The 15,647-nt window shown below is 58.7% G+C and carries 19 protein-coding genes; all 19 read right to left on the bottom strand.

Annotated features, from left to right (window positions below):
• Positions 1 to 7: 7 nt before the first annotated feature.
• A complete protein-coding gene (locus phaeop14_RS18250; protein ID WP_096790508.1) occupies positions 8 to 832 on the bottom strand; it encodes a conjugal transfer protein TraF in 825 nt (274 codons plus the stop codon).
• On the bottom strand, positions 832 to 1,230 hold the full coding sequence (locus phaeop14_RS18245; RefSeq protein ID WP_096790507.1) for a TlpA family protein disulfide reductase: 399 nt from the start codon (positions 1,228 to 1,230) through the stop codon (positions 832 to 834). The genes phaeop14_RS18250 and phaeop14_RS18245 overlap by 1 nt, the downstream gene beginning before the upstream one ends.
• A complete protein-coding gene (traN, locus tag phaeop14_RS18240; RefSeq protein WP_096790506.1) occupies positions 1,227 to 2,540 on the bottom strand; it encodes a conjugal transfer protein TraN in 1,314 nt (437 codons plus the stop codon). Before traN ends, phaeop14_RS18245 begins: the two co-directional genes overlap by 4 nt.
• Entirely contained in the window at positions 2,531 to 3,982 is a 1,452-nt protein-coding gene (locus phaeop14_RS18235) for a hypothetical protein (protein WP_096790505.1), read from the bottom strand. The genes traN and phaeop14_RS18235 overlap by 10 nt, the downstream gene beginning before the upstream one ends.
• A complete protein-coding gene (gene trbC, locus phaeop14_RS18230; protein ID WP_244905862.1) occupies positions 3,972 to 4,700 on the bottom strand; it encodes a type-F conjugative transfer system pilin assembly protein TrbC in 729 nt (242 codons plus the stop codon). The genes phaeop14_RS18235 and trbC overlap by 11 nt, the downstream gene beginning before the upstream one ends.
• A gap of 38 nt (positions 4,701 to 4,738) precedes the next feature.
• The gene (traU, locus tag phaeop14_RS18225; protein ID WP_096790579.1) at positions 4,739 to 5,728 is read right to left on the bottom strand and encodes a conjugal transfer pilus assembly protein TraU; all 990 of its coding nucleotides are present in this window, start codon (positions 5,726 to 5,728) and stop codon (positions 4,739 to 4,741) included.
• Positions 5,725 to 6,375: a type-F conjugative transfer system protein TraW gene (traW, locus tag phaeop14_RS18220; RefSeq protein WP_096790504.1), complete on the bottom strand. Its 651-nt coding sequence runs from the start codon at positions 6,373 to 6,375 to the stop codon at positions 5,725 to 5,727. The genes traU and traW overlap by 4 nt, the downstream gene beginning before the upstream one ends.
• On the bottom strand, positions 6,372 to 6,884 hold the full coding sequence (locus phaeop14_RS18215; protein ID WP_096790503.1) for a S26 family signal peptidase: 513 nt from the start codon (positions 6,882 to 6,884) through the stop codon (positions 6,372 to 6,374). The genes traW and phaeop14_RS18215 overlap by 4 nt, the downstream gene beginning before the upstream one ends.
• Positions 6,871 to 7,233, bottom strand: coding sequence for a hypothetical protein (locus tag phaeop14_RS18210; RefSeq protein WP_096790502.1), 363 nt, complete (start codon positions 7,231 to 7,233; stop codon positions 6,871 to 6,873). Before phaeop14_RS18210 ends, phaeop14_RS18215 begins: the two co-directional genes overlap by 14 nt.
• Positions 7,230 to 9,716: a TraC family protein gene (locus phaeop14_RS18205; protein WP_096790501.1), complete on the bottom strand. Its 2,487-nt coding sequence runs from the start codon at positions 9,714 to 9,716 to the stop codon at positions 7,230 to 7,232. The genes phaeop14_RS18210 and phaeop14_RS18205 overlap by 4 nt, the downstream gene beginning before the upstream one ends.
• Complete coding sequence (locus phaeop14_RS18200) at positions 9,713 to 9,937, bottom strand: hypothetical protein (RefSeq protein WP_096790500.1); 225 nt, start codon at positions 9,935 to 9,937, stop codon at positions 9,713 to 9,715. The genes phaeop14_RS18205 and phaeop14_RS18200 overlap by 4 nt, the downstream gene beginning before the upstream one ends.
• Complete coding sequence (locus phaeop14_RS18195) at positions 9,937 to 10,326, bottom strand: TraV family lipoprotein (protein WP_096790499.1); 390 nt, start codon at positions 10,324 to 10,326, stop codon at positions 9,937 to 9,939. The genes phaeop14_RS18200 and phaeop14_RS18195 overlap by 1 nt, the downstream gene beginning before the upstream one ends.
• On the bottom strand, positions 10,323 to 11,603 hold the full coding sequence (locus phaeop14_RS18190) for a TraB/TrbI/VirB10 family type IV secretion system protein (protein ID WP_096790498.1): 1,281 nt from the start codon (positions 11,601 to 11,603) through the stop codon (positions 10,323 to 10,325). The genes phaeop14_RS18195 and phaeop14_RS18190 overlap by 4 nt, the downstream gene beginning before the upstream one ends.
• Complete coding sequence (locus phaeop14_RS18185; protein ID WP_123619063.1) at positions 11,603 to 12,316, bottom strand: TraK domain-containing protein; 714 nt, start codon at positions 12,314 to 12,316, stop codon at positions 11,603 to 11,605. Before phaeop14_RS18185 ends, phaeop14_RS18190 begins: the two co-directional genes overlap by 1 nt.
• 8 nt (positions 12,317 to 12,324) lie before the next feature.
• Positions 12,325 to 12,879, bottom strand: coding sequence for a TraE/TraK family type IV conjugative transfer system protein (locus tag phaeop14_RS18180; RefSeq protein ID WP_096790496.1), 555 nt, complete (start codon positions 12,877 to 12,879; stop codon positions 12,325 to 12,327).
• Positions 12,879 to 13,166: a type IV conjugative transfer system protein TraL gene (gene traL / locus phaeop14_RS18175; protein ID WP_065267734.1), complete on the bottom strand. Its 288-nt coding sequence runs from the start codon at positions 13,164 to 13,166 to the stop codon at positions 12,879 to 12,881. Before traL ends, phaeop14_RS18180 begins: the two co-directional genes overlap by 1 nt.
• 57 nt (positions 13,167 to 13,223) lie before the next feature.
• Complete coding sequence (locus phaeop14_RS18170; protein ID WP_096790495.1) at positions 13,224 to 13,589, bottom strand: hypothetical protein; 366 nt, start codon at positions 13,587 to 13,589, stop codon at positions 13,224 to 13,226.
• A 229-nt stretch (positions 13,590 to 13,818) separates the two neighbouring features.
• Positions 13,819 to 14,199 (bottom strand): hypothetical protein, encoded by a 381-nt coding sequence (locus phaeop14_RS18165; RefSeq protein WP_096790494.1) that lies wholly within the window; start codon positions 14,197 to 14,199, stop codon positions 13,819 to 13,821.
• Between the two features lie 422 nt (positions 14,200 to 14,621).
• The gene (locus phaeop14_RS18160) at positions 14,622 to 15,647 is read right to left on the bottom strand and encodes a replication initiator protein A (RefSeq protein ID WP_244905861.1); all 1,026 of its coding nucleotides are present in this window, start codon (positions 15,645 to 15,647) and stop codon (positions 14,622 to 14,624) included.

Genomic DNA, 15,647 nt, shown 5'->3' with positions numbered 1-15,647 from the left:
TGCTCCTTCACTCATACCGTTCGCCCATGGGCACTTCCCGGACCACGTAGACGCGCTCCAGGATCTGATCCTCTGTCAGCAGTCCGCCCCCGATCAGCTGGGTTTCCCCGCTGGCGGCATCGACAATGGCGATGAAGGGGCGCGGCTTGTCCGCGAGCTGAAGGGCCTCAAGCTGGCCCGCGTCCTGAACCGCGTCCGGGAAATACTCGATGGGGCTGCCATCGGTGGACACCGCCAGAATTTCAACGCCATAGGCATTGCGGATGCCGTCGAGGATCTGCGCCTGCGCAAGGCACAAGCGGCAGTCCGCGGGATTGTCATAGACAAAGATCAGACCGGCCTCTTGTGCCGCCCGGCGCAGAGCCGCCTGCTCCGCCGCATTGCGCTGGTCCTGATAGATGTTGGTTCCCATCTGGGTCAGCGGACGGCGGGTATTGGCATCGAGGTGGGGCGAGCCGAACAGCACCCGCTGCCAGACGGCTGCGAAACGCGCCGCCTGCTGTGCCATCTGCTTGTTCACCTCCATATACGCCTGCACGTTTTCCGGGGTCGGATCGAGAATGGCGCGGTGCTTCAGCTCGTCGGCGTATTCCCGGAACGCCTCGATCTCCTCGGTGGCCGTCAGCTCTTTCGGTTCTTTGGGCTCCTGGGGTTCTTCTCTGACTTCCTGTTGCGGCTCTGGTGCCGGTTCCGGTTTGACCGGTTCCGGCTCAGGTTCCGGGTCGCAATAGAAGTGCCAGCCGTCTACCTCTTCACCATTGCAGATCAGCCCGGCGCTGGCGGGATAGGCTGCCGTGGTGAGAAGTGCGGTAAGGGTCAATGGTTTCAGCATCAGCCTGTCCTCCCGGCTGCGGCAAGAACTGCGGCCCGCACCGACTGCGCGTAGTGGCGCGCATTGCGGTAGCCGGTGATCTGGCCGGTTACTTCCCCGGCAGCCTGCGAGTAAATCAGAGTGGTCGGGAACTCTGAGATCTGCGCGGCAACCGGGTGGGTTCTGGCATCGGTCACCTCGGCAAATGGCGGGATCGGCCGGGCGTCATGCGAGGCAACCAGGACCGGAATGCCGGCGGGCTGGGTCATCGCCGCCAGCACAGGCGCGGCGGATTTGCAGAAGGCACACCACGACGCCCCGATGAAAATCACACCAACACCGGGGTTTTCCTGAGCAAAGGACATTGACGGTGCCGCTGCAGCAGTGAGGCTGGAGAGAAGGAAGGTGCGCCGGTTCATTGGCCCAACTCCTCGAATGCATCCTGCGCTTGGCTGTCGGCCGCTGGGAACCGGTTTTCATAGAAATCCTGCAGGTCTTCGGCTACGGGAACATGAATGTCGCTCATGATGTCGCCAAAGACAGGCGACAGATCCATTTCCTCAATGTCCACGTTGGCAAAATCTTCAATCGTGACAAAGCCGCAGTTCGGTACGAGTGTGCTGCCCCAACCTTGATCTACTTGCTTCTTGAACTCCTCGATGAAGACCCGGCCGAACTTCGAGTTATAGGTGCAATAGTGGTAGCGCTTCTTTACGCAAGCGCCCAAAATCTTCTGCTGGCAGGTGACGCCGACATAATGGGTCGACCCCGCTTCCCGTTTGTCCCGCAGGATCGACGCAGTTTCCGGGCAGGTACTGCCGAAAATGCCGCCGGTTGAGCAGCAGTTCCGGCCGGGTGCCTTGCTGCAGGTCATCTTGGTGCCTTGGAAAAAGCGCACATCATCCGGGTCAGTGGCAGCTTGTTCCCGGTATTCCTTTTGCATTTGCGCCAGGACGTTCAACCACGCTGCAGATCTGCCAAAATCACTAGAGGTTTCCTGTTCAACCCCGATGCAGTTCTCACCAACACAGACGTTGATCGGCTCGCAGCTGGTTTGCAGATCCCCGGAGGTGACGCCGCAACGGTAGTGATACTCCCTGTTGGTACAGACGCCATTGGTCTCGGCAAGACAGGTATCACCCTGCAGGATGCAAGTTGGATCGCTTTCCAGCGGCCCGCAGGTTGTGTCACCCTCACCCGGAGCCAGGCAGCTGTAGGTACGTTCGCGTTTCCACCAGCTCCGGGAAAAATCCTTGCCGTTGATGTCGCGCACTTCCGCGCCTTCCAACGTCACGGTTCCGGTCAGCTCGCATTCCTCATTGCCTGCAAGCGCACCGCAGCGGTTAACAATCCTCTCCTGTGTCGGCCCGAACTCAGTGTTCACAAGCCGCGCAGGGCTCATATCCTCATGTTCGTTCAGGCAGGAATAGGTCAGCCGCCACTGACGGCATTTCCCGTTGCGGTAATCGACACAACTGCGTTCTGTCCTGTTGCAGTTGAGGCTTGCGCGCACTGCTGAGCACTCGTCCATCGGATCACTGTCCACACAGTCTTGAATGCCTGCGTAGCGCACACAATACCGACCCAGGCTGACGCCGCCTGTGGTTGTGCCGTCTGACCATTCAAGGCATTCATAAGACGGGTCAGAGCAGGAAATCTCGGCCGAGACAGGGCTGGCCCAAGCCTGAAACAGGCTCACAATGAGGAACAGGGTGCAAATCACTCGCATGTTTCGCTCCCCGTATCCACGAAGCGATCACAGCAAGAACCGCTAAATTCCATGCGCAGCGCTGCTGCGCCACCCCCTTGGGTAGCGTTGTTGTAAACGACACGCGTGGTCATGTTGTTGGACTTGAACCGTTTACCACCTGAAGGGCGAGCGGTAGCAAAATGGTCGAGTTCAAGCAGGCGAATTACATTACGCTCTACCTGAGTGTTATGTCTTAGATCCGCGTATTCGTGGGGCTGTCTAATATCCCACGTATGCATGTTGAAGCCGACACTGTTTAATAGACTCTCCTGATCGGAGTCCCAGCCAGATTCAAACACTGTCTGGGATGCATAGTAATCAAGTGTATTGAAACAGATAATGTTGGAATTATTGCACTGCCTGACCTGCGGGTAGTTTGCGATAAAAGCCGTGTGTAATGAACCGCCATCGCTGTCTGTTTCCCAGCCATAAGTGTTGGTAGACGGGATTAGAAGCCCGTCTTCGGGAGTCCTGGGGTAATCCCAATCAATGGTGTCCCCCCAACTTGATGTGCCAAAACTGCTCAGGACGGAAGCCGCGACAGTCGTAATTGGTTGTCCGTCGTTCCCTGTGATCTGAACAGGCCCAGCTGCACTAACATGCTTCAAGACGATCTCATCAGGGGCAAACCTGTCGGAGATCCTTACATTGAACTGATGCTTCGCAAGAGTTGCGTAGTTGTAGGTAGCCGGATAAGCGCCTGAAGGATGGGCGAACTTTGGCTTGCGGCCAGGCGCCGGGAAACTAATGGTCGCAACCCGACCATTCCAGGTCACGTCGCCCCCCTCAATTTTGACGTTTCTGCGAATACAGGCCGCGACAGAGCCGTTCCTACGACAGGAATAGCTTTGTGTTTTCTCGCAAACCTTTACAAAGTTTGCGGCCCGTCTGTCACACCGGTAAGTGTCGGTACGATCCACCCAGATTTTCCGGATCAGGCGGCAGGTCTTTTCTTCCCGCGCAGGTAGGCTTTCGCAGAACTCGTCGCGCACGTCAGACACCGGAACTTCCGGTGTGGTGCAGCTGCCGGTTTCGCTGCTGAAATACCGCCCGGCAATATCCTCTGCATTCTCATGCGCCCAATTGGCGTCATCAAACAGTTCCCCCTGCCCGTCGATGTCGATGTCCGGACGGACAATCGCACTGTCTTCTGTGGCGCGCAGAACCCGCCCCTGGTCATTGTCCGCATCGCGGGTTTCCAGAATGCGGTCCTCGAATGTGGTGTGGTTCATGCCCGCCTCTGGCGGCCGGGAGGTTTCGAAAGGCGTCACCACCTCGTTGATCGTTTCATCCCGGAATGTGCTGCCAGTGTTCACGGCCCCATCAGCTGCCGCGGCCGCCCGATCCATGAAGGATTGCGCATTGGCACCGCTGCCAAGAAGGACGGCCAGAAGGGCAAGGGAAAGAGATCTATTCAGCATTTGTGGCCTCCTGCTGGGAGAGCAACCACCGGGCCTCAAAAGCGCCGGCTTCCCCCTGTTCCGCGATCAGGCGCAGGGCAAATTCGACCGGAACATTGCCGCCCACCCGGTCATGCAGCGGCACAGGGTCCGCTTCGCAACCAGGTGTTTCGCAGACATCGACCGCTTCACTCATGGCAATGACCTGCGGCACTGACGTGATCCGGAACCGGGTGAACACTGTAGGGTCGATGGAGAAGCCCACGGCATCATCCAGAGAGCCGAACGTCTCTTCCAAAGCGGCTTGCGTCTCATAAACCGAGTTGTTCACGAAACCGCGGAACACGATGGGCAAACCGAATTTCCGGGCTTCAGCCATCATTTGCCGCAGTGACTCTTTGGGCATCGAGAAGGAGGCCAGCAAGAAGATGGTGGCACCGTCATAGCGCACTTCTTCCGCCTCGCTGGCGCCGCCCCCGGCCGTATCTGCGCCGAGCAAGGCACGGACGCGCGGGTCCGACAGTGCGCGGGTGCGCAGCCCGTCGAAATCGACATCTGAAAAGGCCCCTTCCGCCTCATCGAGCGGGCGCAGGGTTTGCCGCAGCGCCTCGCCCTGCTGCTTGGCGGTGTCAACGATGGTCGCCAGCGGCGCGGTGATCCGCCCGGTGCTACCCGGAGCGTATTCGATCACCTCATCCGTGACCTCCTGTGCGCCCAGGGACTGGGACAGGACGGTCAAGGCGGATCCTGCTGACAATCCAATCGACAGCGAAAAAGTCAGAGTGCGCAGCAATTTCTCTTCCTCCAGAACAGCCAGCCAAAGGATTCCCCCTTGAAGGGGAACTCTCTCAGCCGGTCCACATATTGAGCTGAAAAACCGATGGGTCCGCAGCCATACCGTCCCGACGTTTTCGGGCGCGGGCGCGTTACCTGCATCCGGTACTGGCTTTTCTTGATCACCGGTTGCGATCGGGTCTGGCAGAGCGGTTTCTTTGAAGCGGTTTGACGAGCGATCAGCAGCCTGTGCATCCGGGCCACCAATTTGGTTGCTACCACCTGGCTCGCCATCACCCCGCCGACATGGGCTGCAACGTCGCCTTGGATGGGGTAGATCGAGCCGCCGCAACCGGTGCACCAGAACAAGGCATCCATCGGCAGATTGCCGGAGGACGCCTTGGTGCAATCTGCAGCGCAGGCCGCCTGAGCAATCGGGTTGGCAAACAGAATTGCCTCCGGGTTGATCAGGTTATTCAGCTCCGCATCCTGCCAGAGAGGGTCAATCTCCGAGATATAGGCGACGTCGAACTGCGCGTTCTGCATGCACAGCCCGTCAACGATTACACCAAGCCAGGAAACCAGCGGGTAGAAGTAGTAATGTGCCTGCCAACGCGAACCGGTGCTGCCACCGTTTTGCTGGGTAGCTGAAGATTTACCGAGCGATAGCAACCCGAAATCCATTTCAAAGCCCATGTTCACGAAGCAACCGGGTTCATTTGCTACATCGACCAGCCGGGCCGGTTCCCAAAGGCCAATGGAAAGGCCAAGCCGGGGCGGGATGCCGGGGCAAATGCAGAGCGGGAAGGTCTGGTTTCTCGTATCTGGGCGGCTGGCGCCAAAGCTCAGGCTCAGGCCGCCGATGGAGATAGGAAAAATGCAGTCCCAGCAAACTTCCGTGATGGGGTTCAGAAACCGCTTGTTGCAGATTGCTGCCGCTTGGGTTGCTGCGAGGGCGAAGGCAAAGGCGAGGATCAGAGCGCGCAGGTTCATTGCAGCACCTCCCCGCCCTTACCAAGCGCGATTTCTTCCACCTGCATGACGGGATCCGCGCGCTGTACCACGGCAGGGACATTGCGGATGCCGAAGCGTTTCACCAGCACAGCATCCTGGTCGAAATAGAACCTGCGGCCATGCTCTCGCATCAGGCCCAGCGGATCACCGTTCACCAGAACCAGAAGCGTGTCCAACTCGCCGCCATCTGCCAGCGCAAAGGCCACCTGGTCGGGATCGTCGCCGTCAAGCAGAACGATGCGCTTTTCAAAGCGGGAATAGGCCAACGGGTTCACGACCGTGCCAGCGCGGGCGAAGACCCGGCCCTGATGGTCTGCCAGATCCTCTTTCAGGGTGATCGACATATCGACCTCCCAAACCGCATATTCCTCTGCCTTCCCTAGCCCCTGAACCGGGCGCGGCCGGTTCACATAGGCCCGTGTGGTGTCCTGCATTTCCTGCTGCATCTGATCCAGTTCGCCAGCCGCTTCCATTTCCAGAAGCCGGGTCTTGATCGTGTCCAGCAGAGGGGGTTCAGCTACCTCGAACAAAGGGCCGTGGGTGCCGAGATCCTTGGCCGCCCCCTGCCCTGCGGCAGCAGCGAGAACCAGAACGGCAGCTTGAAGACGGCGGCGGTGATGTTTCATTTCCAGCGCTCCGCAAGGTCTGTCCAATGGGGAAAGGGGATTTCAATACCGGCGGCGACGACTTCGGCCACCGGCCGCGGGCCGATCACTGCATACCGGCTGTCCAGGCTGTCCGGGCTGTCTCCGAACACGGCAATCATGCCGTCCGGCACTACATTGCCCTGCCAGAGCGGTGCAACGAGCGCGCCGTTCTTCAGTTGTCCTTCGACGCAGGTGCCATTGATGCAGAGGCTATTGCCCGAGCGGCGGACCGGATCTCCGGCAACACCGGCAATCCGCTTGGTCAGATAAAGCTCATGCCCGCCGAATTTTCCCTCAAGGACTTCCGGCATTTCAACCGCGACGATGGCACCCGGCCGCAAGATCAGCGGCCAGGTCACCATTGCGTAGGCATTTCCTTTCAGGCTGCTGGTTGAATTTACAACCAGACGCCCGCAGGCAAGCCCATAGTAACCGGCAGCCGCCACAGCCAAGGCAGGCAGGATCAAAACCAGCTTAGAACGCCGCATCACTCAGCACCTTTTCCATGATGATGCCGGTGACGTCGGCGGCCTGAAAGTCCGCAGCCGACAGCACCGCGCCCTTACGGACGACAATCTGCCCGGTCTGGCTGGAAAGCCGGTCAATCTCCAACTGAACGGCCTGCTGGAATGCTGGCAGGGTGTCCCCGAATTGCCCGTCCGGCACCCGACCATTCGACCAGACCACGAACATGGTCAGGCTCTTTTCCGGGTCGAAAACCGCAACCGCAGGAGGCTCTTCACCAAAGAAATCCGGCAACAGCAGGAAAGCAAACACTGCGACCTGGGCCATCGCCACAAGGAAAAGCGCAATGAGGGTAATCTTAGGCCAGCTCATGCCACTTCCTCCCGCTCAACAAGGGTTTTGATGGCTTCCACTGTGCTCATGCCCTGGGCCTTGTAGTGGTTCATCCGTTCAACCGTGGAGCCTTTGGAAGAGAACACCGCCAGCGAAAACGGATCGAGCAGCAGACGCCCGTAGGCAAAGCCCTCAGGCATCTGGATTGCGAGTTCGGAAAACCGGCCCGGAACCGATGTCAGCGACTTCAGAAGCATTTTCACCGGCGGGTCGATGCTCTGCAGCGCGTCGATGCTCTCCGGTTTCTGGGCCATGAAGATCCGGAAGTCGGAGTTTTCCAGGCAGACGCTGGCGGCGGGGTTGGCCTTATAGTCCTGCATCGACTGGGTGCCGGTGATCAGCGCCCCGGTGTATTTCCGCGCCCGGCGCACGACACCCTCAATAAAGGCCGCGGTGCCGGTTCCTTTCAGCAAATCCCAAGCCTCATCAATCACAATGGCTGTAGGCGTGGAACGGGAGGTTTTGAACATCAGTTCGGTGCCAAGGAACATGACGATCTGCAGGATGGTCGCCTCAAGACCGGCCTGACCCTTGATGTCGCTCAGCTCCACCACCGTGAACGGCGAATCCAGCGCAATATTGGCCTCGCCTTCGAAGTAGTGGCCGTAGGCCCCGCCGCGTGAGTACCGGTTGAGTTTGCGCACCACATCCGGCAGCCGCGGTTCACCAGACGCGGCATCCTGCAGCCGGTCGCGCACATCGGAGATTTCACCGTCCCGGCCTTTTTCATCCCAGACCTGGGCAATGGCCGCGCGGATATAGTCCTCTTCAACCCCTTCAACCCGTCCGCCAGTGTGGCCGCCGAGGTCAGCCATCGAGGCGACAACGCGGGTAACCAGCTCGATGGCATCGGTTTTGTATTCGTCCTGCCCCATGGCACCCGCATCGAGCAGAGAAAACGGATTGAGGCGGTTGCGGGTCTGGCCGTCAAAAGCAATGTGCTTGCCGCCCAGGATTTCCGCCGTGGTTTTGAACGAATAGCCGTCGTCAATCACCAGGACGTTGCCGCCGGAGGTGTAGATCCCCACCGCCAGTTCCTGCATCAACACTGATTTACCGGCCCCGGACTTGCCTACTACGGCGGTATTGTAGTTGCCCGACGAACGGAAATTATCCCATTGGAACACCTGCCCCTGGCGACCGGCCAGCAGCATCCCGGATCCACGGGCATTGCCCATCCACTCCCCGTGCACCGGCAGGAAGGCCATCGCGGCGGTCGACTTCATCAGCCGCATACGCATCTGCCGCCCGAAGTCGGACATCATTTTGCCCGAGCAACCAAATGGCAGGCTGGCGAGAAACAAGGGCAACTGCAGGTAGGTGTCCTTGGAGAGTTTGATCCTCTGGCGCCGGTAGATAGATTCCACCTCGCCTGCCGCCATCTGTGCCTCTGTTGCACCGCCTCTGGCATAGGCCACGATGGTGTAGAGGGTTTCAAAGAGGCGTTCGCCCGCTTGAATTTCAGCCGCCAGCGCGTCCAGCTCTGCCTTTTTCTCCCCGAAGTTCGGGACGAACTTGCCAAAGGAACTGTTGGCGGCGTGTTCCGCCATGCCCCGTTTCTTCAGGATGAACGCCCCGGCCTTCTGGCCTGGCATCGCCTTCAGGGTGAACGATGTCAGAACCGGACCAAGCGGGCGGTCCATCAGCCGGGCGGGATCGCCGTTGAGTGCCATACCAAGACCAAAGACCCATTCCGGCGGATAGGCATTCACCGAAGAAACAGTAGCCGCCAGCTCAGGTGTTCCGGAGAATTGAAGCGCCTGGCTGCCAACACGCAGGGACGCGCCGGGCAGCTGATAGTTGAGCGGCATGTTGTCGTCATAGGCTTCCTGATCCCAGTCCTCGCCGCTGCCTTCCGGGCGAGCCGCGTGGAACAGCTCGCGCAGGAGAGCGAGGAACCGCGGCGGTTCCACATCCATCGACCAGCTGGCTGTGCTGAACACATTCCTGAGGGCCGAGCGCATGGACTTGAGGCGCTTTTCGTCCTCGATGCCCAGCTCTTCCGATTCCAGCCAGACGGCGACAAAGATGTGCCTGTCGAACGGGATTGCACGGGCACCGTCTTCTTCAATGCCGAACCGCATATTCTGAAGGTGAGACACCCTCTGATTGACCATTTCGTCAATCAGAGCCGACCGGCCAAGCCGCGCCGATTTCCAGCGCCCGGCAACCGGTTCAATGGCAGGAGACGTCCAGTTCAGCACCTGAAATGTAGCGCCGGACGGCAGGTTTGCGGCGATGACACCGCCAATATTCTCCGCCAGATCGTTTTGACCGATCGACGCCCCCACTTCCATCAGGAAGCCGCTGCCATGGGTAAAATGATAAAGTTTGTGTTCCGGGTCATAGGCCCGCCACGGCAGAATGTCAGAGAGCACATCGCCCTCCATCAGATCCGGCTCGTCCTCAGTCCAAGGAACGTCACCGAACAGCCCTGCCATCACATCACGAAAGAATGTCATTTTCTGCCCCTCTGACGGCGTTTTTGGCCCAATAGGCTGTTGCGTGGGAAAGTACGGCCGACGGCTTCAACTGCTTGCCAAGCCTTGTCACGGAAGTGGCGAACTTGCTCTACAGGGAGCCACACCGTCACTTCGACAAAACCAGCTTTGCGCCGCTCTTGCCTGATCGAAACCATGCGGGCTGCTTTGTCGCTCAGGACTCTTGTGTTGGCTTTGCTCATCACTGACGCCACTTCCCTTCCTGGATCACGAAATGCACAAAGCGCGCCTCATGCATGATCCCGCCTTCATCCAGGATCGGCGCAATCCAGAGCGTTCCGACAACTTCCGGAGAGCGGTAGGCCGCGGCGTTGTACGGAAAACCGCCGTCCGGTAGGCCGGTGAAAGCCCCTTTGCCGGAGAACAGCGGGTTCTGCGCGAGGCTCTTCACAGCAGTGTCTTCCGGGCGCTCTTGAACAGAGGTCACGGCGGCGGCTCCAGTGCCATCCACGGCACCGATAGTTGTACAGGGCGACCCTTCTTGCGCTTCACACAGAAAGTCTTTTTCCGTGTTCGAATTGGCGCAACCGGCGGCCAGCGCGATCAATATCAGGCTTGCGAGTTTCTTCATTGGCCCAGCTCCACCCCTTCGAGAAACACGAGCTCGACCTTGGTTCCGCCATAGAGGGAGACCACCGGCTGATATTGTTCGGCCCGTTTGATGTAGTAATCTGCCAGCGTGCTGGCGGCTTCTTCAGCTCCGCCTGCCAGCGTTCCTGCGCCTGCGCTCTGCAGGATCTGGCTGACCGAGGCGTTTTCCTGGCTGAGAGACGCCGTAGCTCCGGCACTCAGCCCTTTGCCCAGACCACCCAGCGCTCCTGCAATTGCGGCATTCCGGACGTTGGCGCCCTCACGGCTCACGACATGCCCGCGCACGCCTTCCTTGCCGGATCCGGCCATGTAGCCTGCAACTTTGGTTTCCAGCACCTCACCCTGCCGGTTTACGCAGGTCATGGAAATCAGGCGCACCTTGACCCGTTCCGACGACAGATCGCCCGTGGCGGAGCCCTGCACCGTGCAACCTTTCAGGTTCACCCGTGCGGGCTGACGGTTTCCAAGCGCTGCGGTCACCGCGGAGCCGGTAATACGGAACAGAACCGGAATCGGGTTGTCCCGGTTAGACACATTTGTGGCCGCATCAGCACCCGAAAGGACAACTGCTGGCGCGTAGCTGCCTGCCGGGAGATAGCTTCCCAGGCGGCGGACCTCGCGTTCTTCGGTTTCCGGCTGCTCGATAGTGGCGAGGGTGAAACTCTGCCCGAAGTTGCCGTGAGCAACCGCGCTTTCGCCTTCGCCTGCAGTTTGCCCCGTCCGGCGGGTTGGCGTACGGGAGGGTGTGCGGCGCTCGATGAAATCGCTCCCCGGACCCATTTCTGCAGGCTCTTGGGTCAATTGCTCTTTGCCGGGCAATAGCGCCGCTGCATTGAATGTCTGCTCCGGCCCGTTAGCGGCTGGGCGGCTCTTGGCTTCTTCTAGTTGGGTTTCCAACGCCGAAATCTTTTCGATTAGCTGCAGGATAGGCTCGTCGTATTCCTGCCGGATTGCCTCAGCCTGTTGTTCGGCTTCGCGGCGGGACTGCTCGACCAGCTTGCGCTGCTCTTGCAGCTCCTTCTGAAGACGCTCCATTTGGAGCCGCCCGGAGGTGATCCAGGACATTTCCGGTGAGGCCGCAGCCGTGCGGTCCGAAATGATCGTCTCGTCAACCGTAGGATTGGAGCGGTTCGGGAGACCCGCGCCCCCTGCCCCACGGTTCATCATTGAGCCAAGAACAACGAAGCCCCCAACCACGACGACGCCTACAACACCGATGGCGATGATTTGGTTCTTCTTTCGGTCTTTCTGAGCCATCACTTCGCCCTCACAACAACAACCCAGGACCGTTCACCGGCGGCGAGGCTTTTTTTCTGAACCCAGACCGACAGCACGCCAGCCTGGTAAAACTCCTGTTCCCGAACCTGCCGGGCGGACTTGCCGGCTGCTGCCACGCGGACCTCGCCCACCAGCTCACCAGTGCGGTGCGAGCTGATCAGCGCGCCATGGCGACCGCTGCCTGGGCGCGGGCTGCGGATCTTCGATCTGATGGTGTCACGGGTCGCGGCTGTCAGCTGAGCTGCCAGGCCATCACCGTCGCCAAGAGCGGTTTCGGCAAAACTGCCGCTGCCCGCAGCCGCCTCCGGTTCCGGGTTCTTGCTTCTGACCGTGATCAGCGCGGTTTGCGTGCTCGCGCGGATCGGCAGGATTTCATAAGCAACCGTCAGGCCCTTTTCCGTGACCAGATAGCCGCCTTCCTTTTCCGGCATCCCTTCCGGGCCTGCGTATTTGAGGAACAGATCCCCGGTCTTTTCGTCGTTGCGGACCTGATAGACCGAAGCCTCATTGTCGTTGACAATCGACGTGATCCGGTCGCCCACGACACTGACGCGGGTAATGCCGGTGACAGATGCCTTGAAGCGAACAAGGCCATCCTCAGAGACGGTAAAACGTTGATCTGCCGCATCCACCGGGCAAGCCGCCGCCAGCCCGGCTGCGAAGACCGCAGCCAGTTTCATAGACTTCAACATGTTCAGCTTCACTCCTCCGCTGAGATTTTCCCGATAGCGGCGAGCCGGACTGAACCGGCCTGCGGCTTGAACCGGATCAAAATCCGGCGGTCTTCGCGGGTGACTTGAGTTGTTTCCAGGTAGGTGGCGAGGTCGCCTTCAACCACCACTTCATAGCTGGCAAAATTGTGCTCGATCTTTCGGGGAAAGAAGACGGTCGAGATCTTGCGTTCAGTGATGTCCTTTGAGATCCGGTCGTAGGTATCCAAAATACTGGCCCGTTCAGCCGGGCCACTCAGCCGTTCCAAGGTGCTGCGCCCGTAGTGAAGGGTCCGCGGCGAGCTGTTGTACATTGCGTAGACTGCATCCAGCGCCAGAACTTCAACATAACCCTTGTCCACGGTGCCGCGCGCCACCATCCCGTCGCTGACTGTGGTAGGCACAAGAACGACCTGATTGGACTGGGAATAAAGTTTGGCCGATAGCATCAGATTTGCAGCAACCAGCGCAACAGTGAGGCCGCCCAGTGCAAACACTGCGCGTCGGGACCGGCTCAAGGCTCTGCCCATGTTTTGAAAGTTCATCACGCCCTCCAGGCGCTGACAGCGCTATCCGGGAAAGAACGGTAAAGGGTGACCTCTTTCGGAGTGATCCAATAGAGAAGCGCCAGCAAACCCTGCAATCCGCGTTCGCCTTTCACACGTTTCCAGATGAAATAAAAAGCAAGACCGGCGGCAAATCCAAGAAACGCCTGACGGCCCAGGAGGCCCATGACTACAGGAAACAACCCGGCCACTGCCTCATCGGCGGGCAGGAAAAAGAACTGCGGCGGGTCTTGCAGTCTTTGTTCCACTTTGACGACGTTGCTCATGCCTCTTCCTTTCAGGGATTGCTTCCCGCACCCGAAGGCGCGGAAAGCAGGTCCAGATCACTGAGTGACGGTTTCCGAAACGGGTGCCTCAACGGCTGACAGCTCCAGAAGGTCGGTGCTTGCGGTCACACCGCCGAGGCTGGTCAGGGTCTGGATGCCGTAGCCCAGGAAGATTGCCACACCCACGGCGATAGCGACCTGGCCCCAGCGACCGGTCACGGCCAGGGTCACGCCGCCAATGATCACAGACAGGATCATGATGACGTAACCACCGGCCCCAGCCAGGATGGTGTTCAGGTCCTGACCGAGTGCATAGAAACCGGCTTCAACGCCGGTATCCGAACCGGCTGCCATAGCCCCGGTGCCTGCCACAGCTACTGCCGCAGCCAGTGCGCCAGTCTTCAGGTTCTTCGAAAAGTGCATATCCCTCGTTCCTTTCGTAGTTTCAGATGCACAGAAATAACCCGCGGGTCCGACACCGCGGGATCTCGCCCATTGCAGGCGAAATTCAGAATGTTCGTGGAAAATTTTGACGCATGGCTGGGCCACAAACATGCGCCGCGCAAACTTTGCCGACGGGGAGGTAACGGCACCCAGCTCGCGCTTGTTCTTAAAGTCTATTTGGGAAGACTGCGTCTCAGCAGTACAGTGATCAGCTTTTTGAACGCGTACAGTCTTTCCCGACGGTACCGACTTCAGCTGTCCCATCAGCTCCGACCACCCAAGTCGTGATGGTTTGATCCTGTGGATTGAAAACCAGCATCGAACCGTCGCCGAATTCGAGGTGATGCTTTTTGAGAATACCAGGCCAAAGGTTGATCTGGCGTTTCTCGATGAAGCCGCTCGGTCCAGGATTTGTTGGGACCAAAACATGTTCCTGGCCGTCAACAATATATGTGCAGTTGTAGGCCGGCGCACCGCTTTTCACCCCTAGTTTTACTAGGTCGTACCGAACTTGAAAGACCTTCCTCGCCTTCTTCCAGCTAATAACGCCAGCGATTGTGACCAAGGATTGATATCTCTCTATCGGCATGTGTCGTCCCCTGTTGGCGACGACTTCCTAGCAAGATGATTGTTTAACGAGAAGCCGTGGCATCCCGTAAACGTTGTTTGCCACGAATATCAAATTCGTGTCAATATCAGCTTTCAGCGCACAGTTGTTTTTTGACCAGAAAAACGCCCGCGTTGATTGCTTGCAGACAGAACTGCCATCGGAACTTGCAGCCAGGCGAAGTTCCTGGGCAACGGATCCCGTGCTCATAAATATTGATGACTTCTCTCCTTGGCCTTCCTGGAGTCTCAATATCTTCGGGAAGGCATCGCTCCTGGAGGTGCAGGAGGCGCTAGCTGAGAAGCGAAGGGCGTTGCGGTGAAACGCTCGGCGCTGCGGGCAAGGCTAAACGCCGCCTGCAGTCAAATGACGGTCTGACACAAAATTCGCCGTAACGCCCCTGTTTAAGGCCGACCGCGTTTTTTGAACCACTTACGGCAGAAACCCAGAAACGCCATTTCCGGGTTTTTGGGCAGCTCGCTGGCCCAGCCTCTCCACTCTTGCTCGATCATGCGGACATCCCAACCAGGTGCCGCCTCTCGGGCCATTTCGTAAACATCCGGATCAAGAGGTGGAATTTCAACCACTGTTGAAGATTCTACCGCCACCGTACCGCGGCTAACTACGTGCAGCTGATTCTTCTCGTCATCCACCCTGATATGGTAGTCCGGCATGTGACCGAACTCTTTGTCTTCCTGGGCAATCGCCCCTACGAGCCTGCGAAACTCCCGCAACGAAGATCCGGAACCGCATTTCTTATGCAGCGTATCAAGCCCGATCCTCCACTCGCTCTGGCGACCGCAGTGCTTTCTAGCCAACTCATAAATCCGGCGTTCCAGAGGTTTGCGCAGTCGGAAATAACCTTTGTGCAGCGTAAGCACTTCCTGCGCGCGGACAGCATTGAAAACCCAATCGCTGAGCTTGATTTCCACTTCCTGCATCCGGCCATCGCGTGTTTCCCGCACTATTCTGGCGCGTTCAATCAGACCGAAGTTCTCAAATACTTCGTGACCGCCCGTGGTGATGTTCGTGTTGATCCTCGTCCCCGCCAGCCGCTCAATGGCACCTTTCAGCAGTTCATAGCCTCGTCCTGTGGTCATCCTGTTGGTAGCCTTGAGGAGATCTGATGCGTGGAACCGCACGACCTGCTGCGGCTCTTTCCCCTCATTGATGCCCCTTATCAAGTTGCTGATGCAAAAGATCAAAACGTCCCTGTCATGCACAGTTGCTAAACCATCCGGTCCTGGCTTGACCTCAACTGTGATACCGTTGTGAGAATATTTCCGGGGTCGGTGATCAGGCTTTGTGGAAAGCGAAAAAATCGGGTGCTCCATCGATCCGATGTCACCCTTAGGTGCCGCGTCGAAAATATCGCAGACGAAAAAATCTCCCTGCGGGTGCCGGTCCGGCAATAGAGGATAATCACTCAA

Origin of the sequence: Phaeobacter piscinae (genome assembly GCF_002407245.1) — a bacterium.
In the GTDB taxonomy this organism is placed as follows: Bacteria; Pseudomonadota; Alphaproteobacteria; order Rhodobacterales; family Rhodobacteraceae; genus Phaeobacter; species Phaeobacter piscinae.
The sequence above is the reverse complement of the archived record's forward strand: the minus strand, read 5'-3'. Positions and strand labels throughout refer to the sequence as shown.

Coding starts and splice junctions, on each gene's coding strand:
- traW (WP_096790504.1), bottom strand. CDS start 6,375: ATGAAACATCACCGCCGCCGTCTTCAAGCTGCCGTTCTGGTTCTCGCT.
- traN (WP_096790506.1), bottom strand. CDS start 2,540: ATGCGAGTGATTTGCACCCTGTTCCTCATTGTGAGCCTGTTTCAGGCT.
- phaeop14_RS18165 (WP_096790494.1), bottom strand. CDS start 14,199: ATGCCGATAGAGAGATATCAATCCTTGGTCACAATCGCTGGCGTTATT.
- phaeop14_RS18210 (WP_096790502.1), bottom strand. CDS start 7,233: ATGAGCTGGCCTAAGATTACCCTCATTGCGCTTTTCCTTGTGGCGATG.
- phaeop14_RS18190 (WP_096790498.1), bottom strand. CDS start 11,603: ATGGCTCAGAAAGACCGAAAGAAGAACCAAATCATCGCCATCGGTGTT.
- phaeop14_RS18200 (WP_096790500.1), bottom strand. CDS start 9,937: ATGAGCAAAGCCAACACAAGAGTCCTGAGCGACAAAGCAGCCCGCATG.
- phaeop14_RS18195 (WP_096790499.1), bottom strand. CDS start 10,326: ATGAAGAAACTCGCAAGCCTGATATTGATCGCGCTGGCCGCCGGTTGC.
- traU (WP_096790579.1), bottom strand. CDS start 5,728: ATGAACCTGCGCGCTCTGATCCTCGCCTTTGCCTTCGCCCTCGCAGCA.
- phaeop14_RS18170 (WP_096790495.1), bottom strand. CDS start 13,589: ATGCACTTTTCGAAGAACCTGAAGACTGGCGCACTGGCTGCGGCAGTA.
- phaeop14_RS18180 (WP_096790496.1), bottom strand. CDS start 12,879: ATGAACTTTCAAAACATGGGCAGAGCCTTGAGCCGGTCCCGACGCGCA.
- phaeop14_RS18250 (WP_096790508.1), bottom strand. CDS start 832: ATGCTGAAACCATTGACCCTTACCGCACTTCTCACCACGGCAGCCTAT.
- phaeop14_RS18205 (WP_096790501.1), bottom strand. CDS start 9,716: ATGACATTCTTTCGTGATGTGATGGCAGGGCTGTTCGGTGACGTTCCT.
- phaeop14_RS18235 (WP_096790505.1), bottom strand. CDS start 3,982: ATGCTGAATAGATCTCTTTCCCTTGCCCTTCTGGCCGTCCTTCTTGGC.
- phaeop14_RS18245 (WP_096790507.1), bottom strand. CDS start 1,230: ATGAACCGGCGCACCTTCCTTCTCTCCAGCCTCACTGCTGCAGCGGCA.
- traL (WP_065267734.1), bottom strand. CDS start 13,166: ATGAGCAACGTCGTCAAAGTGGAACAAAGACTGCAAGACCCGCCGCAG.
- phaeop14_RS18215 (WP_096790503.1), bottom strand. CDS start 6,884: ATGCGGCGTTCTAAGCTGGTTTTGATCCTGCCTGCCTTGGCTGTGGCG.
- phaeop14_RS18185 (WP_123619063.1), bottom strand. CDS start 12,316: ATGTTGAAGTCTATGAAACTGGCTGCGGTCTTCGCAGCCGGGCTGGCG.